Origin of the sequence: Variovorax sp. UC122_21 (genome assembly GCF_044056785.1) — a bacterium.
Taxonomy (GTDB): Bacteria; Pseudomonadota; Gammaproteobacteria; order Burkholderiales; family Burkholderiaceae_C; genus Variovorax.
This window is the reverse complement of sequence record NZ_CP172004.1, coordinates 4,986,322-5,012,426: the sequence shown is the minus strand read 5'-3', so window position 1 is coordinate 5,012,426 and position 26,105 is coordinate 4,986,322. Positions and strand designations below refer to the sequence as shown.

General features: G+C 55.4%; 20 protein-coding genes and 7 pseudogenes. 20 read left to right on the top strand and 7 right to left on the bottom strand.

Annotation, left to right across the window (positions count from 1 at the left end):
- The first annotated feature begins 11 nt into the window (after positions 1–11).
- Complete coding sequence (locus tag ACHMXE_RS36335; RefSeq protein WP_395348691.1) at positions 12–1,196, top strand: AAA family ATPase; 1,185 nt, start codon at positions 12–14, stop codon at positions 1,194–1,196.
- 12 nt (positions 1,197–1,208) lie between these two features.
- Here the strand turns inward: ACHMXE_RS36335 and ACHMXE_RS36330 are convergent.
- A pseudogene (locus tag ACHMXE_RS36330) lies at positions 1,209–2,118 on the bottom strand (amino acid ABC transporter substrate-binding protein).
- A gap of 13 nt (positions 2,119–2,131) precedes the next feature.
- Complete coding sequence (locus ACHMXE_RS36325; RefSeq protein WP_209544663.1) at positions 2,132–3,439, bottom strand: dicarboxylate/amino acid:cation symporter; 1,308 nt, start codon at positions 3,437–3,439, stop codon at positions 2,132–2,134.
- 134 nt (positions 3,440–3,573) lie between these two features.
- On the opposite strand from ACHMXE_RS36325, the gene ACHMXE_RS36320 reads away from it, so the two are divergent.
- From ACHMXE_RS36320 to ACHMXE_RS36255, 14 genes and pseudogenes are all read left to right on the top strand, one after another.
- Positions 3,574–4,410: a D-hexose-6-phosphate mutarotase gene (locus tag ACHMXE_RS36320; RefSeq protein WP_395348690.1), complete on the top strand. Its 837-nt coding sequence runs from the start codon at positions 3,574–3,576 to the stop codon at positions 4,408–4,410.
- Positions 4,411–4,454: 44 nt separating this feature from the next.
- Positions 4,455–5,236: pseudogene (gene hisF, locus ACHMXE_RS36315) on the top strand (imidazole glycerol phosphate synthase subunit HisF).
- A 215-nt stretch (positions 5,237–5,451) separates the two neighbouring features.
- Positions 5,452–6,591: a polysaccharide biosynthesis/export family protein gene (locus tag ACHMXE_RS36310; RefSeq protein WP_395348689.1), complete on the top strand. Its 1,140-nt coding sequence runs from the start codon at positions 5,452–5,454 to the stop codon at positions 6,589–6,591.
- 79 nt (positions 6,592–6,670) lie between these two features.
- Positions 6,671–7,948, top strand: a pseudogene (gene tviB / locus ACHMXE_RS36305) (Vi polysaccharide biosynthesis UDP-N-acetylglucosamine C-6 dehydrogenase TviB).
- Positions 7,949–7,960: 12 nt separating this feature from the next.
- Positions 7,961–9,001 carry an NAD-dependent epimerase/dehydratase family protein gene (locus ACHMXE_RS36300; RefSeq protein WP_395348688.1) on the top strand — a complete coding sequence of 347 codons (1,041 nt, stop codon included), beginning with the start codon at positions 7,961–7,963 and terminating at the stop codon, positions 8,999–9,001.
- Between the two features lie 24 nt (positions 9,002–9,025).
- The gene (locus ACHMXE_RS36295) at positions 9,026–10,267 is read left to right on the top strand and encodes an oligosaccharide flippase family protein (protein WP_395348687.1); all 1,242 of its coding nucleotides are present in this window, start codon (positions 9,026–9,028) and stop codon (positions 10,265–10,267) included.
- Between the two features lie 322 nt (positions 10,268–10,589).
- On the top strand, positions 10,590–11,285 hold the full coding sequence (locus tag ACHMXE_RS36290; RefSeq protein WP_395348686.1) for a hypothetical protein: 696 nt from the start codon (positions 10,590–10,592) through the stop codon (positions 11,283–11,285).
- Between the two features lie 149 nt (positions 11,286–11,434).
- Positions 11,435–11,794 carry a serine acetyltransferase gene (locus tag ACHMXE_RS36285; RefSeq protein WP_395352959.1) on the top strand — a complete coding sequence of 120 codons (360 nt, stop codon included), beginning with the start codon at positions 11,435–11,437 and terminating at the stop codon, positions 11,792–11,794.
- The gene (locus ACHMXE_RS36280) at positions 11,794–12,408 is read left to right on the top strand and encodes a glycosyltransferase (RefSeq protein ID WP_395348685.1); all 615 of its coding nucleotides are present in this window, start codon (positions 11,794–11,796) and stop codon (positions 12,406–12,408) included. The genes ACHMXE_RS36285 and ACHMXE_RS36280 overlap by 1 nt, the downstream gene beginning before the upstream one ends.
- Complete coding sequence (locus ACHMXE_RS36275; RefSeq protein ID WP_395352957.1) at positions 12,408–12,932, top strand: glycosyltransferase; 525 nt, start codon at positions 12,408–12,410, stop codon at positions 12,930–12,932. The genes ACHMXE_RS36280 and ACHMXE_RS36275 overlap by 1 nt, the downstream gene beginning before the upstream one ends.
- Before the next feature lie 3 nt (positions 12,933–12,935).
- Positions 12,936–14,207, top strand: a complete 1,272-nt coding sequence (locus ACHMXE_RS36270; RefSeq protein ID WP_395348684.1) for a phenylacetate--CoA ligase family protein — start codon at positions 12,936–12,938, stop codon at positions 14,205–14,207.
- Between the two features lie 153 nt (positions 14,208–14,360).
- On the top strand, positions 14,361–15,227 hold the full coding sequence (locus tag ACHMXE_RS36265) for a hypothetical protein (protein ID WP_395348683.1): 867 nt from the start codon (positions 14,361–14,363) through the stop codon (positions 15,225–15,227).
- Between the two features lie 539 nt (positions 15,228–15,766).
- Entirely contained in the window at positions 15,767–16,150 is a 384-nt protein-coding gene (locus ACHMXE_RS36260; RefSeq protein ID WP_395348682.1) for a hypothetical protein, read from the top strand.
- Positions 16,150–16,605 carry a glycosyltransferase gene (locus ACHMXE_RS36255; RefSeq protein WP_395348681.1) on the top strand — a complete coding sequence of 152 codons (456 nt, stop codon included), beginning with the start codon at positions 16,150–16,152 and terminating at the stop codon, positions 16,603–16,605. Before ACHMXE_RS36260 ends, ACHMXE_RS36255 begins: the two co-directional genes overlap by 1 nt.
- On the opposite strand, the gene ACHMXE_RS36250 is transcribed toward ACHMXE_RS36255, so the two are convergent.
- Positions 16,602–17,087: a hypothetical protein gene (locus ACHMXE_RS36250; RefSeq protein ID WP_395348679.1), complete on the bottom strand. Its 486-nt coding sequence runs from the start codon at positions 17,085–17,087 to the stop codon at positions 16,602–16,604. The genes ACHMXE_RS36255 and ACHMXE_RS36250 overlap by 4 nt on opposite strands.
- 884 nt (positions 17,088–17,971) lie before the next feature.
- Between ACHMXE_RS36250 and ACHMXE_RS36245 the strand changes: the two are divergent.
- The 5 genes and pseudogenes from ACHMXE_RS36245 to istB form a co-directional block, all read left to right on the top strand.
- Positions 17,972–18,160 (top strand): annotated as a pseudogene (locus ACHMXE_RS36245) (IS21 family transposase); the annotation flags it as partial.
- 109 nt (positions 18,161–18,269) lie between these two features.
- Positions 18,270–18,989 (top strand): IS66 family insertion sequence element accessory protein TnpB, encoded by a 720-nt coding sequence (gene tnpB / locus ACHMXE_RS36240; protein ID WP_395348678.1) that lies wholly within the window; start codon positions 18,270–18,272, stop codon positions 18,987–18,989.
- Positions 18,990–19,050: 61 nt separating this feature from the next.
- A pseudogene (locus ACHMXE_RS36235) lies at positions 19,051–19,308 on the top strand (transposase); the annotation flags it as partial.
- Positions 19,288–21,886 (top strand): annotated as a pseudogene (tnpC, locus tag ACHMXE_RS36230) (IS66 family transposase); the annotation flags it as partial. The pseudogenes ACHMXE_RS36235 and tnpC, both read left to right, overlap by 21 nt.
- Positions 21,887–21,933: 47 nt before the next feature.
- Positions 21,934–22,645, top strand: a pseudogene (gene istB, locus ACHMXE_RS36225) (IS21-like element helper ATPase IstB); the annotation flags it as partial.
- Between the two features lie 741 nt (positions 22,646–23,386).
- Here the strand turns inward: istB and ACHMXE_RS36220 are convergent.
- The 4 genes from ACHMXE_RS36220 to ACHMXE_RS36205 all read right to left on the bottom strand — a co-directional run bounded on the left by ACHMXE_RS36220 (position 23,387) and on the right by ACHMXE_RS36205 (position 25,876).
- Positions 23,387–23,926: an AAA family ATPase gene (locus ACHMXE_RS36220; protein WP_395348677.1), complete on the bottom strand. Its 540-nt coding sequence runs from the start codon at positions 23,924–23,926 to the stop codon at positions 23,387–23,389.
- A gap of 38 nt (positions 23,927–23,964) precedes the next feature.
- Positions 23,965–25,107, bottom strand: a complete 1,143-nt coding sequence (locus ACHMXE_RS36215; protein ID WP_395348676.1) for a GNVR domain-containing protein — start codon at positions 25,105–25,107, stop codon at positions 23,965–23,967.
- Positions 25,108–25,237: 130 nt separating this feature from the next.
- Entirely contained in the window at positions 25,238–25,432 is a 195-nt protein-coding gene (locus tag ACHMXE_RS36210; RefSeq protein WP_395348675.1) for a Wzz/FepE/Etk N-terminal domain-containing protein, read from the bottom strand.
- Between the two features lie 9 nt (positions 25,433–25,441).
- A complete protein-coding gene (locus ACHMXE_RS36205) occupies positions 25,442–25,876 on the bottom strand; it encodes a low molecular weight protein-tyrosine-phosphatase (protein ID WP_395352955.1) in 435 nt (144 codons plus the stop codon).
- Between the last annotated feature and the right edge of the window lie 229 nt (positions 25,877–26,105).

Below are 26,105 nucleotides of genomic sequence, written 5' to 3'. Positions count from 1 at the left end.
CTCTGCGGCGCGTGCTGTCCGCGCTCGCCATCGCCAACTACCGCTCGCTGCGCCAGCTCACGGTGCCGCTCGCGCGGCTCACCGTGGTCACCGGGCCCAACGGCAGCGGCAAGTCGAGCGTCTACCGCGCCATGCGCCTCTTGGCCGAGATCGCCAACGGCGGCGCGATCCGTTCGCTGGTGCGCGAGGGCGGCCTGTCTTCCACGCTGTGGGCCGGGCCCGAGCGCTTCTCGGCCGCCATGCTGCGCGGCGAGATGCCGGTGCAGGGCACCACGCGCAGCGAACCGGTCGCGCTGAAGCTGGGCTTCGCAGGCGCCAGCACCGAGGACTTCGGCTACGCGATCGACATCGGCCTGCCGCCGCCGATTCCCTCGACCGCCTTCTCGCGCGATCCCGAGATCAAGCACGAGGCCATCTGGGCCGGCCCGCTGCTGCGGCCGTCCACGCAGCTGGTCGACCGCAAGGGCGCTTCGCTGCGGTTGCGCGACGGGCGCGGCTGGCAGCCCGTGGGCCGGCCGATTCCGCCCTTCGCGAGCATGATGACCGAGCACGCCGATCCGCGCGACGCGCCCGAGATGCTCACCCTGCGCGAGCAGATGCGCTCCTGGCGCTTCTACGACCACTTCCGCTCGGATGCCGAGGCGCCGGCGCGCCAGCCGCAGCTCGGCACCCGCACGCCGGTGCTGGCCAACGACGGCGCCGACCTCGCCGCCGCGCTGCAGACCATCCGCGAGATCGGCGACGGCGAGGCGCTCGATCGCGCCGTGGACGACGCCTTCCCGGGCGCGCGCATCGAGATCGATGCCGCGGGCGACCGCTTCCAGACCCTGATGCACCAGCACGGCCTGCTGCGCGCGCTGACCGCCGCCGAGCTGTCCGACGGCACCCTGCGCTACCTGCTGTGGATCGCGGCGCTGCTCACGCCGCGCCTGCCCGCGTTGCTGGTGCTCAACGAGCCCGAGACCAGCCTGCATCCCGACCTGCTGCCCGCGCTCGGCCGGCTGATCGCGCATGCCGCGCGCGAGTCGCAGGTGATCGTGGTGTCGCACGCCTCGCGGCTGATCGCCGCGCTCGAGGAGGCGGCCGCTGACGGCGTCGAGCTGCAGTCAGTGGTGCTCGAGAAGCGCCTGGGCGAGACCCGCATCGCGAACCTCGACATGAGCGAGATCCCGCGCTGGGAGTGGCCGGCGCGCTGAAGCCGGCCCCGGCTACTCGGCCTTCACCGACATCGTCTTGATGATCGTCTCGAGCTGCGCGCTCATCGGCAGGTCGAGGCTGGCGCCCGTGGGCAGCTTGCGCAGGAACCAGCGCTTGTACTGGCGCTCGATCTCGCCGTCCTCGGCCAGCACCTGGAAGCTGTCGTTGATCACCTTCGCGAGCTGCGGGTCGCCCTTGCGGTACATGATCCCGTAGGGGTCGTAGGAGAGGAAGTCGCCGACCACGCGGTAGTCGGCCTTGGCGTTCTCCTGCGCGATCAGGCCGTAGAGCAGCACGTCGTCGGTCGCGAAGGCATCGGCCTGGCCGCTCTTCACGAGAGCGAAGGACTCGGCATGGTCGCGCGCCACCTGCAGCTGGATGCCGAGCTTGAATTTCTCGGACAGCTCGCGCAGCGTCTTCTCGTTGGTGGTGCCCGCCGTCACCGCCACCTTGCGGCTCGCGAGGTCGCGGAACGAGGCGATCGGCGTGCCCTTCTTCACCAGCACCTTGGTGCCCGAGACGAAGATCGTCGGCGAGAAGCTCACGCGCTTCTGGCGCTCGAGGTTGCTGGTGGTCGAGCCGCATTCGAGGTCGACCTTGCCGCTGGCGACCGCGTCGAAGCGCGAGTCGGAGGTGACCGGCTCCCCACTGGATCGCGAGCGTGCGGTCGATCGCGTTGCCGATCGCCGTGACCAGCTCGCGGCACAGCTCGATCGAGTAGCCGACCGGTTCCTTGCGCGTGTTGAGGAAGGAGAAGGGCACCGAGGATTCGCGGTAGCCGATGGTGATGGCGCCGCTGGCGCGCGCCTTGGCGAGCGTGCCGGTGAGCAGTTCCTGCGCCTGCGCCGCGCCGGCCGCGAGCAGCAGGGCCACGCAGGCGAAGCCGGTTCGCCATCCGGCCGTGCCGAGGATCGTCGTCATGCCGCGTATCGCCTCAGCCATGCGCCGGATGCGCGATCGTCGCGGCCGCTTCTTCGTCGAGCTTGGCCGCGTTGAGTTCGGCCTCGCTCTCCGGCAGCAATTCGCCTTCCCACTTCGCGACCACCGCGGTGGCGATCGAATTGCCCACCGCGTTGGTGGCCGAGCGGCCCATGTCGAGGAATGTGTCCACGCCCAGGATCAGCAGCAGGCCGGCCTCGGGAATGTCGAAGTGGTTGAGCGTGGCGGCGATCACCACCAGCGAGGCGCGCGGCACGCCGGCCATGCCCTTGGAGGTGAGCATCAGGATCAGCAGCATCGTGACCTGCGTGCTGATCGGCATGTGGATGTTGTAGGCCTGCGCGATGAACAGCACGGCGAAGGTGCAGTACATCATCGAGCCGTCGAGGTTGAACGAGTAGCCCATCGGCATCACGAAGCTCGAGATCTTGCGCTTGACGCCGAAGCGGTCGAGCGCCTGCAGGATCTTCGGGTACGCGGCCTCGGAGCTGGCGGTGGCGAACGAGAGCAGGAAGGCTTCCTTGATCAGCACCAGCAGCTTGAGCACGCGCGGGCCGAGGAAGGTGAAACCCGCGAGGATCAGCACGCCCCACAGCACGAACAGCCCGAGGTAGAAGTCGCGCATGAACACCGCGAACTTGATCAGGATGCCCAGCCCGTTGACCGCCACCGTGGCGGCCATGGCGGCCAGCACCGCGAGCGGCGCGAGCTTCATCACGTAGCCCGTGATCTTCAGCATCGCGTGCGAGAGCTCCTCGGTAGCGGCGACCAGCGTCTTGGCCTTGTCGCCGAGCGAGGCCAGCGCCACGCCGAAGAACATCGAGAACACCACGATCTGCAGGATCTCATTGTTGGCCATGGCCTCGATGAAGGACTTCGGCACCGTGTGGCTCACGAAGTCCTTGAAGGTGAACTTGGAGGTCGCGAGGTTGGCCGAGGCGCCGATGTCGGGCAGCGGCAGGCCCAGGTTGGCGCCGGGCTCCAGCAGGTTGGCCATCACCAGGCCGATCACCAGCGAGATCAGCGAAGCCGTGAGGAACCAGCCGATGGCCTTGCCGAACACCCGGCCGACCGACTTGGCGTCGCCCATGTGCGCGATACCCACCACCAGCGTGGAGAAAACCAGCGGTCCGATCAGCATCTTGATCAGGCGCAGGAACACGTCCGAGACGATCGAGACATAGCCCGCGATCTCCTTGGCGGTTCCCTTGTCCGGGAAGCTCGCGAAGATCATGTAGCCGAGGATGATGCCGAGCACCATGGCAATCAGGATCCATGCCGCCATCGGCAACTTCTTCTTCATTCGATTCCCCTTGTCCTTGGTTGTGTGAGCGTTTTTTAGGCAGGCACAGGGTATCCAAGAAGGCCCCCGGCTTGCAATCGGGGCCTGACCATGCAGTCTTTAGGCCCCATGGCGCGCTGCCTACAATTCTTCACATGCACATCAGCTCGATCGAGTTCCGCGGCCAGCCCGCGCTGCGCGCCACCGGTGCCGACGGCAGCACCCTCACCGTGGCCCTGCACGGGGCGCATCTGCTCTCGTGGACCACGGCCGACGGCAGGGAAAGGCTCTACCTGAGCCCGCGCGCCGTGTTCGACGGCAAGACCGCGATCCGTGGCGGCGTGCCCATCTGCTGCCCGCAGTTCAACCAGCGCGGCATGCTCCCCGAACATGGTTTCATGCGCAATCTGCCTTGGGAAAACCAGGGCGTGGATGCCGGTTCGGGCGCGCTGACCCTGCGGCTGCGCGACGACGACGCCACCCGGGCCCTGTGGCCGCATGCCTTCGAGGCGCGGGTCGCGTTCACGCTCGAGGCCGGGCAACTGCGCACCGCGCTGAGGCTGCGCAACCTCGGCGGAGGACCCTTCGGTTTCACGGCCGCGCTGCACACCTACCTGGCGGTGGACGACATCGCCGAGGTGCGGCTCGAGGGCCTGCAAGGCGCCAACCGCTGGGATGCGGTGCGCGACGACCGCCATGTGGAAACCGCGCCGGCCCTGCGCTTCGAATCCGAGTTCGACAGCGTCTATGCCGCGCCCGCCCAGCCGCTGCGGCTGGTGCAGCCCGGCGGCACGCTCGAGATTTCCCAGGGCGCCACCTGCACCGAAACCGTGGTCTGGAACCCGGGCGCCGTGCTCGGTGCGAAACTCGCCGACATGCCCGAGGACGGCTTTCGCCACATGCTCTGCGTCGAGGCCGCGCGCATCGATGAGCCCGTGCAGCTCGCGCCCGGCGCCGAGTGGCAGGGCTGGCAGCAGTTGCGCGTCCTCTGATCCCAGCTTCTTCCCGATACCCCAGATACCTCAGTTACCCCACCATGCTCGCCAAACGCATCATTCCCTGCCTCGACGTCACCGGCGGCCGCGTCGTCAAGGGCGTCAACTTCCTCGAACTGCGCGACGCGGGCGACCCGGTCGAGATCGCCGCGCGCTACAACGCGCAGGGCGCCGACGAGCTGACCTTCCTCGACATCACCGCTACCAGCGACGGCCGCGACCTGATCCTGCCGATCATCGAGTCGGTCGCCTCGCAGGTCTTCATCCCGCTGACCGTGGGCGGCGGCGTGCGCACCGTCGAGGACGTGCGCCGGCTGCTCAATGCCGGCGCCGACAAGACCAGTTTCAACTCGGCCGCCATCGCCAATCCGCAGGTGATCAGCGACGCCTCGGCCAAGTACGGCGCCCAATGCATCGTGGTCGCCATCGACGCCAAGCGCCGCACGCCCGAGGAAGCGGCCAGCCGCGGCCCGGGCTGGGACGTCTACAGCCACGGCGGGCGCAGAACACCGGCCTCGACGCCGTCGAATGGGCCACCGAGATGGCGCGCCGCGGCGCTGGTGAGATCCTGCTGACGAGCATGGACCGCGACGGCACCAAGAGCGGCTTCGACCTGGCACTGACCCGCGCGGTCAGCGACGCCGTCAACGTGCCGGTCATCGCCTCCGGCGGCGTGGGCAACCTCGACGACCTGGCCGACGGCATCCAGAAGGGCGGGGCGGACGCCGTGCTGGCGGCGAGCATCTTCCACTACGGGGAGCACACGGTCGGTGAGGCCAAGGCGCGGATGGCCGAGCGCGGCATCCCGGTGCGGCAAGTGTGAACATTGCTGCGCCAATTTGTAACATCACCGTGTGAGCTGTGTCGCTGGCTTTATACAAAGGGCAACTATGATCCGAAGTTGCTCAAACGGCTGCAGCGAGTCTTAAAGACTGTGAACAGGGAGGGCTGGGGGCTTCAGTCCCGAGCGATGCCGACAGCCGCCAGAAGACAGAGAAGCTAACTCCACTGGGGATTTTTGTGAAATGTGATACGACTGTGCTGGCGCGCGCCGCCGCACTTATTGCCGCGATGGTGCTTCAGGGCTGCGCGGTAGTGCCAGGTATGGGTAACGTGACGGCGTACGACGGTGGGGGCGAGTTGCCTGAGCAATTCCAGTATTTGCCCAATGATGCGCCAGAGGGGCGAATTACCCCAATATCCGTCGCTCTAGTTCGTACGCTTGCTGAAGCGGTCCCCAGAGGGGTATCTCCACAGGTACAGAAGCTCTTCGGTAAGCCTGACCGGTACACGATCGGGCCCGGGGATGTGGTGGGTGTAATCGTGTATGACCATCCCGAACTGTTGCCGAACGCTGGCGCGGTTATCTCGCAGAGCATCGATCCTACGGGTGTGCAGGTAGCTGCGGGATTTATCGTAAATGCTGAGGGCGAGATTGCTTTTCCGTATGTCGGTCGTGTGCGGGTTGCCGGCCTGAATGAAGCAGAGGCGTCTGACTTAATTGCGAAGCTCATCACCTCCCAGATACGCGATCCTCAGGTCACGGTACGAATTCAATCATTTAGAAGTCGGCGGGTATACGTAGAAGGTGAAGTTCGCGCTCCCGGGTCGCAAATTGTGACGGACGTTCCTATGACATTGAATGAGGCAATAGATCGTGCCGGAGGAATCACCGCGGAAGGCAATCGCTCTGCAATTACTCTCGTGCGTGGAGGGCAGTCCACTGCGATCGACCTTAATCAGCTCCGTGAAGCCGGGTATGACGGCAATGACATACCGTTGAGGAGCGGCGATACGGTTCGGATACCGAATCGGGAAGACGCAAAGGTCATAGTGCTTGGAGAAGTGTTGCAGCCCACGGCGTTGTTAATGCGGAGCGATGGACGTTTGAGTCTGAGTGAGGCGCTGGGTGAAGTCGGTGGCCCAATTGCGGCAACGTCTAACCCTGGGCAGATTTATGTGATTCGGCAAGGCGAAACAGGCCTGCCCGCGATCTTTCACCTAAATGCCAGAAATCCTGCTCTTATGGCTATAGCCAGCCAGTTTCGGTTGCAGCCAAAGGACGTGGTTTACGTCGATCCTGCACCGCTCGTAAAGTGGAACCGCGTAATAAGCTTGATTCTTCCAACCTCCCAAATAGTAAACACTTCCAGCCAAATCTACGTAAGGCACCGTTAGATCTGACCGGTGATCGTGCCGAGGAAGTTAAGCTCCCAAAGCTCGCATAAAATCTTATCAATTAACTGAACAAAGTACCATGAGTATTCTTGAAGCGCCGATTGCCATTATTGGCCTTGGCTACGTGGGCTTGCCGCTCGCCGTTGAGTTTGGGAAAAAAGAAATGTGGTTGGCTTTGATATTAACGAAGCGCGCATCGAAGAATTAAAATCAGGACAGGACCACACTCTCGAAGTAACTTCTGAAGAGCTTCGTGAGGCTGAGCATCTTCGCTTCAGCGCTGAACCAGCGGACCTTGCTAAGTGCAAAATTTTTATTGTGACGGTTCCGACGCCCGTAGACCAAGCCAACCGACCTGACTTAACGCCTCTCATTAAAGCTAGTGAAACTGTCGGCCGACTATTGTCCTCGATTCAATAGTTGTGTATGAATCTACGGTCTACCCTGGTGCAACGGAAGAGGTATGCGTACCTGTTTTAGAAAGATTCAGCGGAAAGAAGTTTAATCAAGATTTTTTCTGCGGCTATAGTCCTGAGCGTATCAATCCCGGAGATAAAAGAACATCGACTTCCAAACATCAAGAAAGTGACCAGTGGCAGTACACCAGCTACGGCAGATCTGGTCGATAGCTTATATCGAGAAATAATCGTCGCCGGCACGCACAAAGCAAGCAGCATAAAGGTAGCAGAGGCGGCGAAGGTAATCGAAAACACTGCAGCGCGATATAAATATCGCCCTTATGAATGAACTTAGTCTTATTTTTCACAGACTGGGTATTGATACGCTAGAGGTGCTCAAGGCGGCTGGTACTAAATGGAATTTTTTGCCATTTCGTCCTGGCCTTGTTGGAGGTCATTGCATCGGGGTGGATCCTTATTACCTCACGCACAAAGCTCAGGAAGTTGGCTACCATCCCGAGGTGATTCTGGCAGGGCGTCGTGTTAACGATAATATGGCTAGCCACGTAGCAGATCAAACCGTCAAACTGATGCTCCGTAAAGGACTCCCAGTTCTTGGTAGCAAGATACTGGTGTTGGGACTGACGTTTAAAGAGAACTGCCCAGATCTTCGAAATACAAAGGTTGTTGATATAGTCGCCGGGCTAAAATCCTATAACGCCAATGTGGATATTTTTGACCCTTGGATAGATGTGACAGAGGCTTCACGCGAATACGGGTTGGAATGCTCGCGGCAGCTCCCCGAGTCGGGGAACTACGCCGCGATAATTCTTGCCGTGGGGCATAAAGAATTTATTGAAATGGGCGGCACGGGGACAAGAGAACTGGGTCAACCCGGGGCGGTACTATTTGATGTGAAAGGGGTTTTCCCCGCTGAAATTTCTGACGGCCGGCTTTGAGGGATCTTTTGTATGCATTCGGATGCCAATTTTCCATTCTACGGGAAAATTAAAAATAGCCTTCATTCTGACTCTCGGACGTGGTTGATAACGGGTGTTGCGGGGTTTATCGGGAGTAACCTCCTTGAGGAATTACTGAAATTAAATCAGGCTGTTGTCGGACTGGATAACTTTTCGACCGGATTTCGAGAAAATCTCGAAGAGGTTAAGCGTAAGGTATCGATTGAACAATGGTCTAGGTTTAAGTTCATCCAGGGAGACATATGCGACTTGGACGCGTGCCATAAGGCCTGCCGCGGAGTGCGCTATGTCCTTCATCAGGCGGCGCTCGGTAGTGTGCCGCGCAGCATTGCAGACCCCATTGCTACCAATAACGCGAATATCTCCGGCTTTCTCAATATGCTCATCGCTGCGCGCGACGCTAAGGTCGAGGCCTTTGTTTACGCCGCTAGTAGTAGCACATATGGCGACCATCCAGGCCTTCCAAAAGTCGAATCGATTATTGGAAATCCGCTAAGCCCATATGCAGTTACAAAGTATGTAAATGAACTCTACGCGAGTATTTTCGATCGATGCTATTCTTTTCAAAGTATCGGTTTGCGCTATTTCAACGTATTTGGACCGCGACAAAATCCGTCGGGAGCTTATGCGGCAGTGATATCCAAATGGGTGGCCGCAATGGTTGGTCAGCGCGAAATCAAAATCAATGGGGATGGAACGACAAGTCGTGATTTTTGTTTCATAGCAAATGCGGTGCAGGCAAATATACTTGCGGCTACCAATCAAAAATCTGAGTCGAAAAATCAAGTTTATAACGTTGCATATGGAGCGCGCACAAGTCTCACTCAATTATTCGAGATGATTAAGTCGAATTTATTCGAAAATGGTATAAGTTATGAAAAGGATGCCGTATACGGAGAATTCCGAGCAGGTGATGTTATGCATTCACTTGCGGATATTGAAAAAATAAAAAAATATCTCCACTACGAGCCTTCGCATGATATCGCCGCGGGACTTAAAGCAGCGATTCCTTGGTATGTGACGCGGCATTAACGCAGTACAATTTCGGCGGGAATTTTGCTTAAAAAATTTCGAGCAAACAAGGATTTTGGTCAGCTACTAAAAAATATTGTGGCCTTAGGGATCTTGAGAGGGCTCGATCTGGTCATTCCGCTACTAGTTTTACCATATTTGATTAGGGTTGTCGGAATAGATAATTTTGGATTGCTTGCCTTTTCACTGTCAACATCTGCTTATTTTGGCGCGGTGATGCAATTTGGTTTCAGCATAACGGCCGCGCGGGATGTTGCGAGGGCCAAAGCTAACCAGGCTGAAGTTGAAAAAATTTTTAGCGTAACGCTATTTGCGAGCCTGATTCTGGCACTGGCCTGTGTAATTGCCTTTTCAATTTTAGTTGCATTTGTGCCGGCATTTGGGGAGAACAGGGGCGTGTTCTTTTCCTCGATGTTCCTTATTACGATGCAATCCTTGCTGCCAGTCTGGCTGTTCCAAGGCCTCGAGAAAATGCAGTTTATAACTGCGCTGGCTTTCACATCAAAGCTCATCTACGTAGGCGCATTGTTTTTAATGGTTAAGCAGCCTCACGATTACATTTTCGTGCACTTGCTAAACGGCGCAGCTGCTGCTATTGTTTTTTTTGCGGCTATTTCCATCGCGCGATGGAGATTTTCTTTACGGATTTTTTTCCCAGGGTGGCGAGAGATTCTGACAGCATATAAACACGGCTACGATGTATTTATCGGGCAGTTGGCGCCAAATTTATATAATAACTCAGCAAATTTTCTTCTCGGAGTTTATTGGGGTAAGTCTGCGGTTGGTGTTTTTAGCGCAGCGGCAGCATTGGTAGATGCGGCTAATTCTGTGGGGCGAATTGTTTGTACCGCTTATCTGCCGCTGCTTTCCAGAGATATAAGGAAATTTAAGGCATTTAAATGGGTCATGCTTGGGTTGGGGGCCTTACTTTCGATTGCATTGTTTATTCTGTCCCCGGTTGCTTCAAGTTTTTTGGTTCCCAAAGACAGTGACCTGATTTCCAAAGAAATTCGGTGGCTGGCCCCTAGCATAATTTTTGCGTTTCTTTATCTGACGTATGGGACCAACTATCTTAATCTTGTGGGGCTAGCCAAAGTTGGCGCCAAAATTTCTGTGCGAGTGTCTTTGGTTTGTTTCTTTATTGGAATCTTTGTCATACCAAAATTTGGGGTCATGGGCGCTATTGCGTTGATACTTGTCGCGAGATTTCTTATGGCAATGAGCGTGATACTTTTCTCGGGCGCAGGTAGTAAGACAAATATTTAGCGTTATTTAAAATGACCATTGTTTATTTTGCCACACTACCGAATGGGTATTTTGGAAGCGCTGGAGCAAGTTGGAAATCACTAGATGTGGCTTCGATCTCCCGCGGCATTGAGGAGCTGGGTTTTAAGGCAAGAAGGGTAGCGGTAACCGATCTGCCGAATCTACCTTTGTCTTCGACGGATTTTGTGATCTATACCTCTTCAGATAATGAGGAAATACGAAGTTACATACGTGATGTAATGTATTTCGTGTCTCAGAAATGTCAAATCATTCCAAATTATCAGAGCTTGCTCGCCCATGAGAATAAGGGATCCAGCAGTTAATGCGCGAACAAAAAGGCTTTGGCGCGCTTAAAGGTGGGTATCATTTCGATCTCGAAGGTCTGACTAAATCAACTCCCTTTGTATTTAAAACAAGCACGGGCGCAGGAAGTACTGGCGTTGCCTTGGTTGAAAGCGAAAAGAAACTGGCTGCCTTGAAGCGTCAATATTTCCGTGTTTCCTATCGAAGGATGGCTATTAACTTCGTAAGACGTTTGCGCCTTACACGTGAGCAATACTCGATTTATGAGTATAGAAACAAAAAATTTAAGACATTCAATTGGCAGGATTTTATTTCGGGATTGGATTGTGATTATAAGATATTGGTGTTTGGGAATAGATTTTATTCCCTCCGTCGACAGGTTCGAAAAAATGACTTTAGGGCCAGTGGTAGTGGAATCTTTTCCCACGAGACGCCTCCCTTAAGCGCATTGGATTTTGCACGATCCATTTTTTTAAAGTTAGATGTGCCTTACCTGTCTCTTGACATAGCAATCTCAAGCGATTCTTGTAAGCTAATTGAGTATCAGGTGCTTAACTTTGGACCGCTTACGCTCACTGCCTCTCCGGGCCATCATTATTGGGTTGATAATAAATGGCACTATATGGAAGGGAAGGCGGATTTGGAAGAAAATTTCTCTACAGCGCTGGCATTGTTTTTGAGGGAACGCCATGCTGTTTCAAAAAATAGCCTTTGATCGAAGTGCAAACAAGGGCTCCGGGTTCGTGACGATAATTTATTTGATAAATTACCGAGTCGGTAGTTTATTGTTAAAAATGCGCCGGGATGGCGCTTTTTACGTTTGGCCGGCGTACGTTTTGGCGATAGCAATTGCAAAACTTTTGAATTTGCTTCTCGGGGTGCTCCGTACCATTCTCTTGCACGCTCGGGAGTGGCATCTGCTTCCGCCACGGCCTAAGCGGAATTTTCATATCCGGGAAAGCTGTAGTTGGAGATAACTGTTTTATTCTCCATCAGGTAACGATCGGCTCAAATTATGGCTCTACTAAAAGGCCATTTGCGGCTCCAGTTGTAGGTAATGGGGTTTTTATTGGAGCAGGCGCAAAAATAATTGGCGGCGTAGCGATTGGTGCGCGAGCGCGTATTGGTGCGAATGCGTTGGTCGTCGAAGACGTTCCTGAGGGTGCTGTATGCTTTGCTCCTAAATCACTAATAAAAGTTGATGCAGAAGGCGAGAGGACCTAATGTCAAATAACGTCATCAATGTTACCCACATAGTGGGAGGACTTGATGTTGGTGGAGCTGAGAGAGCTTTATACCGACTAATAATCTCTCATAAAAATAAGTCCGCTGTTTTCTCCCACAGGGTAATTTCTCTTACTACGAAGGGGCCTTTGGGTCTTCTGTTGGAAGAAAATGGGATCCAGGTCACAGCTCTTGGAATGAAAGGCGCGCGCGGAGGGCTTAAGACTTTTTGGAGATTGTCAAATATTTTGCGGAAAGAATCTCCTGATGTGGTTCAGTGCTGGATGTATTATTCCGATTTGTTAGGGGGTATTGCAGCTCGAACTAGTTGCAATGCGAAAGTGATTTGGGGGATCAGAAACTCAAAATTTGAGGCTGGAGGCACGCTATTTAAACGCGCCGTTAGAAAGATTTGTGCTTTTTTATCGCCCTTCGTGCCGGATAAAATAGTTTGCGTCGCCGAGTCTGCGAGAGAACTTCATATAGGGGTCGGATATCACAGCGCTAAGATGGTAGTAATTCCGAACGGTTTCGAAATTGATGAGTTTGTTCATTCTGCCTTCGATAGGCAGCGCTTCGCGCCGAATGGGGTGTCAGTAAAGAAAGAGTTTTAATTGGCTCGGTCGGTCGATATAGTGCTGCAAAGGATCAACTGGGATTTATTCAGGCAGCCGCAGAAGCTATTCGAAAAAATCCCCAAATTCTGGTTGTTTTTGTGGGACGGGAGTTGACGAAGGACAATTCCGCACTCGATCTTGCAGTTCAATCAACTGGTGTAGCAGAGCATTTCTTGATGCTAGGCGAGCGTCGAGATGTTGCTTCGTGCATGAGCGCGATAGATATATTCTGTTTGCACTCTCAAACAGAGGGTTTTCCAAACGTACTAGGTGAAGCGATGTCTGTGGGACTTCCTTGCATCACTACAGATGTGGGTGACGCTCGGTGGATTCTTGGATCGATCGGAATTGTCGTACAAGCGAGCGATCGATTGGCCATGACGGAAGCGATTCTCGAGTTGGCCGCCGAAGGACAGGACAGTTGGAATGCTCGCGGTCTAGCTGGGCGAGAAAAGATTTCCAATATGTTCACTTTAGCCAAAACGGTAGAAAAATTCGAAGAAATTTATTTGGATCGTTAAGTAATGAAGCTAAAAGATATAATTATCGAGCGCGCTCCTCGATTCGTTAAAAATCTTGGCGTAACCTTTTATAACTGGCGCCTTTATAAGGCTCGTCATGAGGGTGAATATAAAAAATGGCAGAAATATCATTCTGCAGCGAATAATCGGTCTCTTGGCCAAATTCATGCCGAAGCAGAACTCAGGCTTTCACAGTTTCTCCGCGACGCTACTACAAAATCGGTGTGGTATGCAGATAAAAAATCTTTGAAACTACAGCAGTTTCCCGTTTTGGAAAAAACGGACCTTCTTAGAAATCTGGAAAAAATTTCAACCATTGATGAATCTGACGCAATTGTTAGCCTAACGGGTGGTACAACTGGTGCTTCTATGAAGGTTTTGTATACTCACCAGGATATGCAAGAAAGATTTGCCATCTTGGACAATTTTCGGGCGGAGTATGGTTACAAGCTTGGGAAAAAGACAGCTTGGTTTAGCGGGAAGCATCTGGTCGGCAAGGCTGATGAACACGCAAAAAGATTTGCTTTTGATGATTATCTGCATGGGATCAGATTTTTTTCAACTTTTCACATGGCCGACAAAAATTTCCTCTCCTACTGGGAAAGCTTTGTTGAGTTTGCTCCGGAGTTTATAGTTGGTTTCCCTTCCAGTGTTTACGACCTCTGCCTGATGGCTGAACGGCGAAATCTTAATTTGCATGGAATAGTAAAAGTCTTTTTCCCAACAGCAGAAACTGTTCTTGCTAGTCATCGCCAAGTTATTGGGAAGGTCTTTGGCTGCAGAATTGTGGACCAATACGCTTCTTCTGAGGGAGCGCCATTTATCACTGAATGTGCGGAGGGGAGTTTACACATTAATCCTCTAACAGGAGTTTTTGAGGTGGTTGACGAAAATCTCAATCCTGCGATCGAGGGGAGAGTTGCTAGTAACTTCGTTTACCACTTCTGGTACACCATTGATTCGATACAGAATCGGGACCGCGTCCAGTCGGCACCGGAGGATTTTCGGTGTGCTTGCGGATCGCATTTTCCCGTTGCGCTTAAGATCGACGGGCGCACCTCAGATTTTGTGTTTTCTAAAGAAAACGGGAAAGTCAATTTGGGAAATTTGAGCAACTGCACGAAAGATGTGCAGGGAATAGAAGCGTTTCAGATCATTCAGGACGAGCTGAGCAGCATCACGGTTAAGGTCGTTGGAACTGATGACTTTGATTTGGACCAAGAAGGGTATTTTCTACAGCCTTGGTTCAGCGAGTGGGTGAATCCATGGAAATAAGAATTATTAAAGTTGATGAAATTCCAAGAGAAAAAAGCGGAAAGTTTAGAATTGTGAAGAACTTTTTAAAGCCGACAGATATTCGGCGCGAAATTTGATTTTGAGTCGGTCAGTCCAGAGAAGTACGTGCTGGTTATAAGGTAAAGCCGTCTCATGCCACTTGTATCAACTGCTTGGCAGCTAGTCTCATCGATCCTCGTATTTTTTGCGGGATTAGTAATCGCTATTTGGCTAGGTCGGAAGTTTAAATTAAGTGGGCTTAGGGCCGCTATTATTTATTTCTGGCACACGCTATTCTGTTTCGTTTATCTTTGGTTTGTTCTTTCCTACGGTGGCGACGCCTTAAGTTATTTTCTTAATTCCACAAAGGCTACGCCGATTTCGGTGTGGGCACGGCCGGCGTTAATTTCATCACCTCGTTTTTTGTCCCAGACCTTTGATTTGTCGCTCTTAGGGACTTTTTTACTTCACAACGTTTTTGGATCTATTGGGCTTTTGGCTTTTGCCGGGAGCTTGCGCCACGCATCGTTAGGCAAGACGAAATATATTCGTAGGCTTGTTGCCGTTATTATTTTCCTGCCATCAATCAGTTTTTGGTCCTCCGCTTTAGGAAAGGACGCTTTGGCTTTTATGGCCGCTGGTTTGGTGCTGTGGGCAGCCATAGAGTTAAAGAACAGAAAAATTTTAATGGGGATTGGGATTGCCGCTATGTTTTTGGTTCGGCCACATATAGCTGGCTTTATGGTGCTGGCTCTAATTGGCGCGTCCGTTTTTGACAGTCGATCTCCTGGGTGGCAACGTGCTACCGTCGCAATTATCGCGCTTGTAGTCTCAGCGTTTTTGATTCCATTCGCTCTGAATTATGCGGGGGTGGGGAGGACGTCGATGCTGAAGGGCTTTCGGAGTATGTTGACGAAAAGACAAAGTGTCAATGCCCAGGGGGATACTAGTGTTGACATCGCATCAATGAGTTGGCCAATGAAGCTCTTCACGTATATGTTTCGACCTGATACTGCTTGAAGCTCGTAATGTTTTTTCTCTTGCAGCGGCAATCGATAATTCGATTATATTATTTTTGTTTTTTGTTGGTTGGCGAGGTCTTTTGCGCCGCCGCTCTGGCGCAGCGACCGGGAACCGAACATTTTTGCTCCTGTATGTGGGAATGGCATGGGTCGTTCTAGCTTTTACCACGGCTAATTTGGGCATTGCGCTGCGGCAAAAATGGATGTTTGCTCCGATGCTAATTTTTATTCTTGTCGCATCTGCCTCAGACCGGTCTCGCCGTAATGTTTTCAGGGCCCCGTTGCATAATCGGCGATCTCAGCCCGCACATCGAAAATGAATTTTTTGATTTTTGCAAGCTTTCCTAATTCGATTTTGTCTTTTCGTGGTGATCTGCTCCGAGAGATTAAGTCAAAGGGCTGGAATGTTCATGTCGTGGCTCCCGGCTTGGGTGAGAGTAGTGTTTTCAGACGAGAGTTGGAGTTGAACGGTTTTTTCGTTCACAATCTGTTTATGCATCGAACTTCGCTGAATCCGATTTTTGATTTTTTCAGCTTGTGTCGTTTAATTTTTCTTGTTTTAAAAATTCGTCCGGACGTTTTTTTGCCTATACGATCAAGCCGGTAGTTTACGGACTTCTAATTGCCCGGATTTTGGGGGTTCCTAAGCGTTTTGGATTAATTACCGGCTTGGGCTATGCGTTTTCAAATGATGGTTCCCCTGGTCTTCTGCGTAAAATGCTTGGTGCTTTTGCGCGGCAGTTATACCGGTTGTCGCTAAGTGGCGCTGAAGCTGTATTTTTTCAAAACCCCGATGATCGTGAGTTGTTTCGTTTTCAAAGGATTTTGAAGAGGCAGGCGTACACCTGCGTTGTTAATGGTTCGGGGTTGATATCAAATATTTTCGTGTTGCACCGCTACCAGCTGAAGTTCGTTTTTTGATGATTGGACGATTTTTGGGAGCGAAGGGTGTCCGAGAGTATGTTGAAGCTGCGCGAATAATTCGTGCGCAAAGGCAAGGTGTTTTTTTCGACTTGGTGGGTTGGATTGACGATAACCCAGACGCAATCGCAAAAGATGAACTGAACGACTGGATTGCATGTGGAATAATCAATTACGTGGGGCGACTTGACGATGTTCGCCCTGCCATCGCGAATGCGAGTGTCTTCGTGCTTCCTTCGTACCGTGAAGGTACTCCCCGTACAGTGCTTGAAGCGATGTCCATGGGGCGCGCGGTAATAACGACCGACGCTCCTGGATGTAAAGAGACAGTCGTGTCCGGCGAAAATGGGTTTTTGATCCCTGTCGCTTCTGTAGATGATTTGGTAGGGGCGATGATCCGATTCTTGACAACCCGAGCCTTGCTGAAAAGATGGGCCGTAAAGCTCGAGATCTAGTCGTCTGGAAGTACGATGTAAGAAAGATTAATGCTCTGATGCTGCACGAGATGGGTATTACGTAAATTATGTCGTCGCTGTTGTGTCACTATTGTTCTTATACGAAATAAAACCGTGCTAATCACTAAAAGGTTTGTATCAATCAACGCCGTCGAGTCGGCCACGCAACTAAGCATTTCGATGGCCGCTTGATCATGCTTCTGGCATTGATCGAGTTTGCCGCGTCGTTGATTGTGAAAATGCGATCGCGCAGAGCGCCGCCGATCGGTGCCTAGAGGGCGTTGCTTTGATAGTTTGTGGCTGCCTGGTTCGTCTGCCGTCATGCTTTTAATAGCAGTCGAGTCGTCATTGCTGAGCGGAGATATCCCCAATTGAAACGGACCGTAATCCAGCGGTCGGCGCGGTTTTTTCTCTTTAGAAAGTTTTGAAACAGTCTGGTTGGTCGTTATGTCTGGAACGCGCTGGCTGTTAGCTATCGGCATATCTCGGCCGATCGGGAGTTTGTATATTTAGGTTGCCAGCGGACAGTTCCCTGGGCGTCTTGAAGCCTTCAACCCCTACCTGCGGGACTATCTCGCGAGCTTTTTGATCGGGAGACCGTTGGGGCGTAAAAGGGAAATGGTCCAGCACAATGCGCTCGTGCGCTTGCGTGCGGGTGACACCGAGCGGGAGATCGCGCGCTCAGGCCTTATTGGCCACGACAAGCTCGACAAACTTCGTGCGCTCGGCCAAAGTTGCGGCTGGTTGACGGCAGGCGCAGAACTGGCTGATGACGTTGCAATCGCAACCGCAATGGCTCCGTGGCGGCGTGCAGCCTCCACTATCTCTTGCGTCAAGCCACTGCGCGAAGTTGTGCAGCACTGGTCTGACGCCAGGGTGCAGGGCGTGCCATCCACGCAGCCTTGAAGCGCGGTCACTGATTCACCGGCAGGTATTCGGCAGTGGTGCGCATGCTAGGTCGTATACGTGCGACGCGTCCGCCTGGCGTCACCATGGGCCTGGTGCTCACTCCGGCCGAGGTCGCGCAGGTGGACTTAGGTGCCGGCCACGTGCTCACGCTCCCTAACGGCCAGCCACGATGCATCCCGGCGTTAGTGACGATCCTCTGCCACAGCTCCTATCAGTCCGTCGAGTTGGTCTGGAACCAAAGCCCACACACCTGGCTAGGCTGCCACCGGCGCGCCTTCGCGTGGTTCGCTCGCGTGCTCGAGCGCTTCATGTTGACAATGCCAAGAGCGCTATTGTCAACCGTTGGCGCCGACCGAAAACTGAGCCACTTTTGTAGGTAGCGCCGAAGTAAAAGTGGGCCAGGTGTTCAACCTACCCTGCTGTTTATTTGAGCAGCGGGGTTCGAGGAGTGATCACCATGGACATGATTTGCAGAATCGGACGGCTGCACGTGAGGGACAAGCTGTCGGAGCGCGAGATCTCGCGCATGACGGGGCTATCGCGCAACACAGTCTCCAAGTGGCTGTGCGCACCGCTCAACAAGACGCCGAAGTACCGGCGTGAACCGCGCCCGAACAAGCTCAGCGCTTTCGAGGCGGCACTGAGGTAGGCATTGACAGCCGATGCAAGGTAAGCGTCCGGCCATCCCGTCTTGATTCCCACCGCTCTGGCTAGGAGCATGGTGTTCACTACTCCACTTATTTCTTGGCGGACACGTGAACACTATCGAGGCGACAGCGGTAAAGGGGGAGCGCCGTCGGAGGCGCCGTCACAGCGATGAATTCAAGGCGAACCTGGTCGCCGCGTGTGCTCGACCCGGTGTATCGATCGCCTCGGTGGCGCTGGCCAATGGCATCAACGCGAACCTGCTGCGTCGCTGGATGATCGAAGGAGGCCAAGGGCTTCCCAGCCCTGAAGTGGCCGCCGAGCTATCGCGCGATCAGAGCAACGGAGCCTTCGTGGCTGTGCAGCTTGGCACCGCGCAGTCCTCGCCGAGTGCAGGACATCCGAATCGAGCTCAAGCGCGGCGCGACCACGGTGGTTGTGCACTGGCCGAGCAGTGCTTGCGCGGCGAGTGCCGCGTGGCTTCGCGAGATCCTGCGTTGATCCGAATCGAATCGATCTGGATGGCGGTCCAGCCGCTGGACATGCGCGCCGGCACCGAGGCGGCGCTGGCCCGCGTCGTGGTGGTGTTCGGCGCAGCGCGCCCACATCACGCCTACCTCTTTGCGAACCGACGCGCCAACCGCATGAAGGTCCTCGTGCACGACGGCATCGGCGTGTGGCTGGCAGCCAGGCGGCTGAACAGCGGCAAGTTTGTCTGGCCCAAGAACATCGACGGGACGCTCACGTTGAGCCGGCCGCAGTTCGATGCGTTGGTGCTGGGACTACCTTGGCAACTCGTCGGTGAGGCCGGTGTGATCACCACGTTGTAGCGCGTCCATTGCGGTATCTGCGGATGGTGCGTGGGCATGGTTGCCGGCACGATCACTGTCCGTGATCGCCGACGACATCGACACGCTGGACCCGCAAGAGCTTCGCGAGAGGCTGCGCAAGGCCGACGCGCAGTTGACGTTCCAGCAGTCGCTCATCGACAAGCTCACCCACGAGAACGCGGTCCTCAAGCGGCTGAAGTTCGCCGCCAAGAGCGAGGCGTACAACGCCGAACAGAAGAGCCTGATCGAGGAGACGCTGGACACCGATCTGGCCGCCGTCGCCGCGGAGATAGAAGCGCTGCAGGGAACAAGGCCGCGGGCTGAGAGGCAACAAGCCAAGCGCGAGAAGCTGCCGGCAAACCTGCCGCGTCGCGAGATCCACCACGAGCCGGACAACACCACATGCGGATGCGGCGAGCCGCTACAGCGCATCGGTGAGGACGTCGCCGAGAAGCTGGACTACCAGCCTGGCCTGTTCACGGTGGAGCGCCACATCCGCGGCAAGTGGGTGTGCAGGTGCTGCGAGAAGATCACCCAGGCCCCGGGTCCTGCACACGTGATCGACAAGGGTATGCCAACCACCGGCCTGCTCGCGCAGGTGCTGGTCGCCAAGTACCTGGATCACCTGCCGCTTTACCGACAGGAAGCGATCTTCGAGCGCGCGGGCCACGTCATCGCCCGCTCGACACTGGCGCAGTGGGTAGGTGAGTGCGGCACGCAGCTTCAGCCGCTCGTGGACGCGCTGGCAGCAGAACTCTTGCGACACGACGTGCTGCACGCCGATGAGACCCCAGTGGCGATGCTCAAGCCCGGAATCGGCAGGACCCATCGGGCGTACCTGTGGAGCTTTTGCACGACGCAGTTCAACCCGATCCAGGGCGTCGTGTTCGACTTCGCCGACAGCCGGGGCGGCCAGCACGTGCGTGACTTCCTCCAGCTCAGCGGCACGAACGCCAGATCTGGCTGGCAGGGCAAGCTCGTCACCGACGACTTCAGCGGCTACAAGGCCTGCTTCGAGCTCGGGGTGACCGAGGTTGGTTGCCTGGCGCACGCTCGGCGCAAGTTCCACGAGCTATGGGCCAACCATGGCAGCCCGGTCGGCGAGCAGGCGCTGAAGTTCTTCGGCGAGCTGTATGACGTCGAGCGTGAGGTGGCCGGGGCCGACAGTGCCGGCAGGCTCGAACTTCGACGACGACGATCAAGGCCGGTGGCCGATGCGTTGCATCAGTGGATGCGCCAGCAGCGGCAGAAGATCCCCGACGGATCCGCGACCGCCAAGGCAGTCGACTACAACCTCAAACGCTGGGATGCGCTCACGCGCTTCCTGGAAGACGGTGATCTGCCGATCGACAACAACTGGGTTGAGAACCGCATCCGACCCATCGCGCTGGGAAGACAAAACTGGTTGTTCGCCGGATCACTGCGCGCGGGTAAAAGAGCGGCCGCCGTGATGAGTCTGATCCACTCCGCCAAGCTCAATGGGCACGACCCATACGTCTATATCCGCGACGTCCTCACGCGGCTGCCGATCGCAGCCTGCCAGCCGCATCGAAGAGCTACTGCCGCATCACTGGCAGCACAGCTAAACCCCGAACTCGCCGTCAAGGCGGGTTGGCCGGACGCTTACGATGCAAGGCGGCCTAAGCACGAGCGACGCACGGCCCGCGCGCTGCACGCTGAGATCAAGGCCGCGGGCTACGGCGGCGGTTACTCTGCCGTCACCGACTTCGTTCGGGCTCGGCGCCAGCGCGAGGGGCAATCGGTCAACGTCAGGCCTACATTCCCTTGAACTTCGAGCTTGGCGAGGCCTTCAAGTTCGATTGGAGAGAGGAAGGCCTGGTCGTTGGCGGCATCTACTACCGGGTATGTTGCGCACCTGAAGCTGTGTGCGAGCTGCGCGTTCTGGCTGGTCGCCTACCCGAGCCAGGGTCACGAGATGCTGTTCGACGCCTACACGAGATCGTTCGCAGCATTGGGCGGCGTGGCGCGTCGTGGAATCTACGACAACATGCGCACCGCCGTGGACAGGTCCACAAGGGTAAGGGCCGCACCGTCAACGCGCGCTTCGCGGTGAGGTGCGCGCATTACCTGTACGACCCTGACTTCTGCAACGTTGCCTCGGGCTGGGAGAGGGGCGCGTGGAGAAGAACGTGCAGAACAGCCGCCGGCGCATCTGGGTCGAGGCGGCCCGGCGCCGCTTCGGCTCGTCGAATTCAACGTCTGGCTGGGCGAGCGCTGCCGAGCCCTGTGGAACGAGGTCCGGCACCCCGAGCACGGCCAGTTCCGCGCGGCCGAGATGCTTGAGCACGAGCGCCCCCACCTGATGGCCATGCCCGAGCCCTTCGACGGTTACGTGGAGAAGCCGGCGCGCGTGTCGAGCACCTGCCTGGTGTCGGTGGCGCGCAATCGCTACTCGGTGCCGTGCGAGTTGGCCAGGCAGATGGTCAGCACGCCTGTACCCGGGCAGCCTGGTGGTCGTCGCCGACGATGTGGTGGTCGCGCGCCACGAGCGGATGAGCGCTTTGGGCGGCACCCGCTACGACTGGCAGCACTACATCCCGCTGGTGCAGCGCAAGTCCGGCGCGTTGAGGAACGGGAGACCCCTTCGCCGACATGCCCGAGGCGCTGCAGCGCCTGCGCCGTGGTCTGCTGCGCCAGGTCGGCGGGGACCGCGTGATGGCCCAGGGCCGGACTGGATATTGTGATCGTGGCGGTCGAATTGGCAATGGAGAACAGCCCTCCATCCGGGCGCGTGAGCGTGGAGCACGTCGTCAACGTGCTGGCGCCGGCTGAACGCGCCAGTAATACCGCTAAGCGCTGAGACGGCGCTGCAGGTCGCCACGCCGCCGCTGGCCAACACGGCGCGCTACGACAGCCTGCGTGGTCAGGAGGGGGGCCGTGCGGTGACGTCACCGTTGAGCTCAAGGCTTTGCGCCTGCACGGCATGGCCAGTGCCTGGTGCGGCCTGCAGGAGCAAGGGCCGGCCTCGGGTCTGGAGGCCTCGCGCTGGCTGGTCGAGCATCTGCTACAGGCTGAGTCGACGGACCGGGCGATGCGTTCGGTCTGAGTACCAGATGACCTTGGTACGCTTCCCCATGCGCCGGGATATGGCGGGCTTCGACTTCGATGCCTCGCCGGTGGACCGAGAAGCTGATCCAGCAGCTCGCGACGCTGGAGTTCACCGAGGCCGCGCACAACGCCGTGCTGGTCGGCGGACCGGGCGCGGGCAAGACCCATCTGGCAACGGCCTTCGGGGTGTCGGGCATCGTGCGCCAAGGCAAGCGCGTACGGTTCTACTCAACGGTCGACCTGGTGAATGCACTGGAGCAGAAGAAGGCCCAGGGCAAGGCCGGGCGGATCGCCAGCGGTCTGTTGCGCATGGACCTGGTGATCCTGGATGGGCTGGGCCACCTGCCGTTCAGCCAGGCCGGCGGCGCGTTGCTGTTCCATCTGCTGAGCAAGCTGTACGAGCACACCAGCGTGGTGATCACCCCCAACCTGGACTTCGCCGAATGGTCGACGGGTTCGGCGACGCGAAGATGACCACCGCCTTTGCTCGACCGGCTCACGTACCACTGCCACATCGTGGAGACAGCAACGAGAGCCATCGCTTCCTGCACAGCAGCGCCACGGCAAAGAAGCGCATCAAGGCCAGGGGCAGGCCCGTAAGGGAAGCGCGAAGGCCGATCCACCAGACGTCGTCGATTGACGATAGCCGCTCGTGGCAAGGCGCTGCGGGCTACGCCCTTCGCGCCTTGCCGCGCGCATCCATCGCCACGATCAGGAGGTCAACGAACAGGGCACGAGCCACACTTATCCACAGTCGACCATCAAAGCGTCGGCCTCCACCCCTGGCTCATTATTCAGTCGGCGCGGTGGCTCTGTTCTACTTCGGCGCGGACACACCGGCCTAGTAACGCACATGGAATGCGCTCAGATCCAGCTCATCGATCGAATCTTCGACAAAGTAGAGCAAATTTCTTCAGGGCAACCATCTTGTCATGCCTCGGGCTGTGGCCTCTGCCGGTCCGGCACATAGCATTGATAGCTCATCTTCAATCTATGAATCGGGCTCGCTATCAGTCATCATGCGCGCCCGAGGTTCTGTCGCTCGAGCCCCTGCTCGCGCTCAAAAAGCTCCAAAAAGTACCTAATTCTAAAACTGCGCCGTAAAGAGTATGACAGCGGTTAGCTATTGTATTTGTACTCCGTGTATCGGTACCCTCCGTACCGGTAACCATAGCTGCCATAGTGGCGGCGGCTCAAATCCATTCCATTAAATACCACTCCGCTTGCAATTTTTCCTGCCTGCGCCAAACGTTTAGCGCTTTCATTCAATTCACCCAATTGTGTCTGATCGGCTCTGGCTACCAGCAGCACGATTCCGCAATGTGGCGCTATCGCGGTTGTATCCGACGCAACCAAAATCGGGGGGCATCGATAACTACCAAATCGTAGGCGGCTGAAATCAAATCCAGTGTGCGCGCGAATTTATCCGAAAGCAACATGTCGGCCGGATTAACAGGCAGTCTTCCCGTGGTAAGAACATCTAGGTTTGAGAGGACCTGTTGATGAATTGCTTCGTGTTGTGAAAGCTCGCCCGCAAGCAATTCCGAAAGCCCACCCTCGCGCTGCAACCCAAATGATTTGTTTATATGCCCCTTTCGCATGTCTGCGTCAATTAGCAATACCCGCTTTCCCGCATGAGCCATAATGGCTGCAAAATTGCTAGAAACAAAACTTTTTCCAATGCCGGGCGTTGCCCCCGTAACAAGGATGCGATTGTTGCTAGCTTCGAGAGTTGCAAATTGAAGGGCAACCCGAAGACTTCGGAGCGCCTCAATTGGCGGGCTTTCGGGCTGAGCGTTTGCGAGGAGTTGTATACCAGAATTTCCCGACGCAATTTGCTGGTCCAGAGGTATTTGCGCAGTCCGCAAAAGGCACTACGGAGTACACCGTAAGTCCGGTTCCCGCCTCAACTTCCTGAGGATCCCGAATTCCGCCGAAAAAAGCGTGCACGAATAATCGCAAGTGTTGCTCCGGCGAGCAGGCCGATCGCCAAAGCGAGCGCGATTACAAGTGGTTTTTGGGGCTTAACGGGTAGTTTGGGCCTTACTGCCTTGTCGAGCAGCCTTACGTTGCCTACCTTTCCCTCCTTAACCAATCTAAGCTGCAAAGCATTATTTTGCAACGATTGGTATAGGCCGCTATTAACGCGAACATCTCGTTCCAGTCTTAATGCGTCTCGTTGGAGAGTGGGCATTCGACCAATACGCTCGGCCAAGACAGAAATTTCTTTTTGAATGGCCCCAATCTGCGTGTCCAATGTCCGGACCCGAACATTGCTATCAGTAAACCGCGAAGAGAGTTCCCGTCGCTGCTGTCGAGCTTCGAGAAGTTTGGTCTGCAACTCGATCGATTCAGTCAAAACCCCCTTAGCCTCTTCATCGAAAGCAACAGTTCCGTTTTTATTGCGGAATTCAGTGTATGCGTCTTCCGATGCTTCTAATTGGCGTCTAAATTCGGGGAGTTGTTGATTTAAGAATTCGAGGGTCTTTTCGGCCTCTGCGGCTTTCCTCTCAACATTTTGCTGAACATATTGATCGCCGATCGCATTCAAAATGCGCATCAGTCTATCTCTATTGCTATCCTCTAATTTTACACTGATAACGTTAGATTGACGGCCTTGTTCGGCGAGCTGCAGGCGTTGCTGCAGTTCTTCAATGGAGCGTAAGCGTGAGGCGCGCGTGACAACGAATTGCGCGCCGGTCTTTCCATGGAGCTGTTCAATCGATACATCAAATACTCCCTCAGCATTTTCGAACTTTATTGGTTGTCCAATGCGTCCGATCAACGCCTTTTCAAAGGCAGGATGTTCTATGGAGTACGTTCCATTGTCCAAGGCGGTAACAATAAATGGCGCGCCGTCCTCAAAGGATGCGGGAACATCAAAGCGTGCAACCTTGATTCGCTCTGAGCCATTTACATAGCCTCCAATGCCCGCAAATCCAGGCGTTGAAAGGCTATTCGCCCGACGCGACATCCATTCGCCAACCACAGGTAAATAGCGTGGTTTGGCATCAACAAAAAATTGCGTTTGATCAACTGCGGCACCCACTACGAGACGCGATCTAAGTATCTGAATCTCGCCCGCTGAGGGTGTTTTAACCTCAAAAAGATTTGAAACCTCTCCAAGCACTCCCTTTGCATCGGGCGCAGCGTCTTCGACTTGAACAAGTAAATCGGATTCAGTATACTGGCGTTGCTAACAACGCATAAGCGATACCGATCAGCAGCGCAAAAATTGTAACTGCCGCAACTCTCCATTTGTGATCTAAAAGAATATCAATGTATTCTGCAATATGAATTTGATCTTCATCCCGATCTGCGTACAGAATTGAGTTGGAAGATGTTTCTGCAATCGTGACGGCCGAAGTATTCATATAATTAAATCAAATTCTTTTGATGCGATCGACCCAAGAGCTAACGCCTGCGTCTATAAGATTCAAAGCATTTTCAAAGGCTTCTTCACCTAGTCGGTACGGGTCGGGCACATCTGATTTCGAGGCTTGACCAAGACGGAATACCTTGCCGCACGTCAGTGGAAAGCGAGACTCTATATGGCGTCTTTGCTGGTCATCCATGGTAAGTATTAAATCGGCTTGCAAGCTCATCGCTTGATTTATTTGACGTGCACGGTGATTGCTGATATCAAGGCCACGACGGGCAACTAAGCCGGTGGCAATTGGATCGGCTGGATGTCCCACTAAGGCACCAATTCCTGCAGAGGAAATGGAGATGCCTGGTAAAGCCTCGGCAAAAAGTGCATGTGCCATCGGGCTGCGGCAGATATTGCCAATACAAACTACAAGGATCGAATTCACCATTACGATCGTCATCTGTGGTCGTGAGACCTCATGCTCCAAGCGGAGGCGCTACAGTTGTTGCCAATCGATGCGATAGTTACAAGAGGAGCAAAACTCCTCTACATAAAAGTGCCTACTCGATCGTCGGGGGTCGAAGCTTTAGCAAGCTCTCGATGTTAACGTCTCTTCATCTGCTCTAGCCAGCCTGTCGTAGGGTGTAGTGGGTGACGACCTTTCGGTTGGGGCGCCT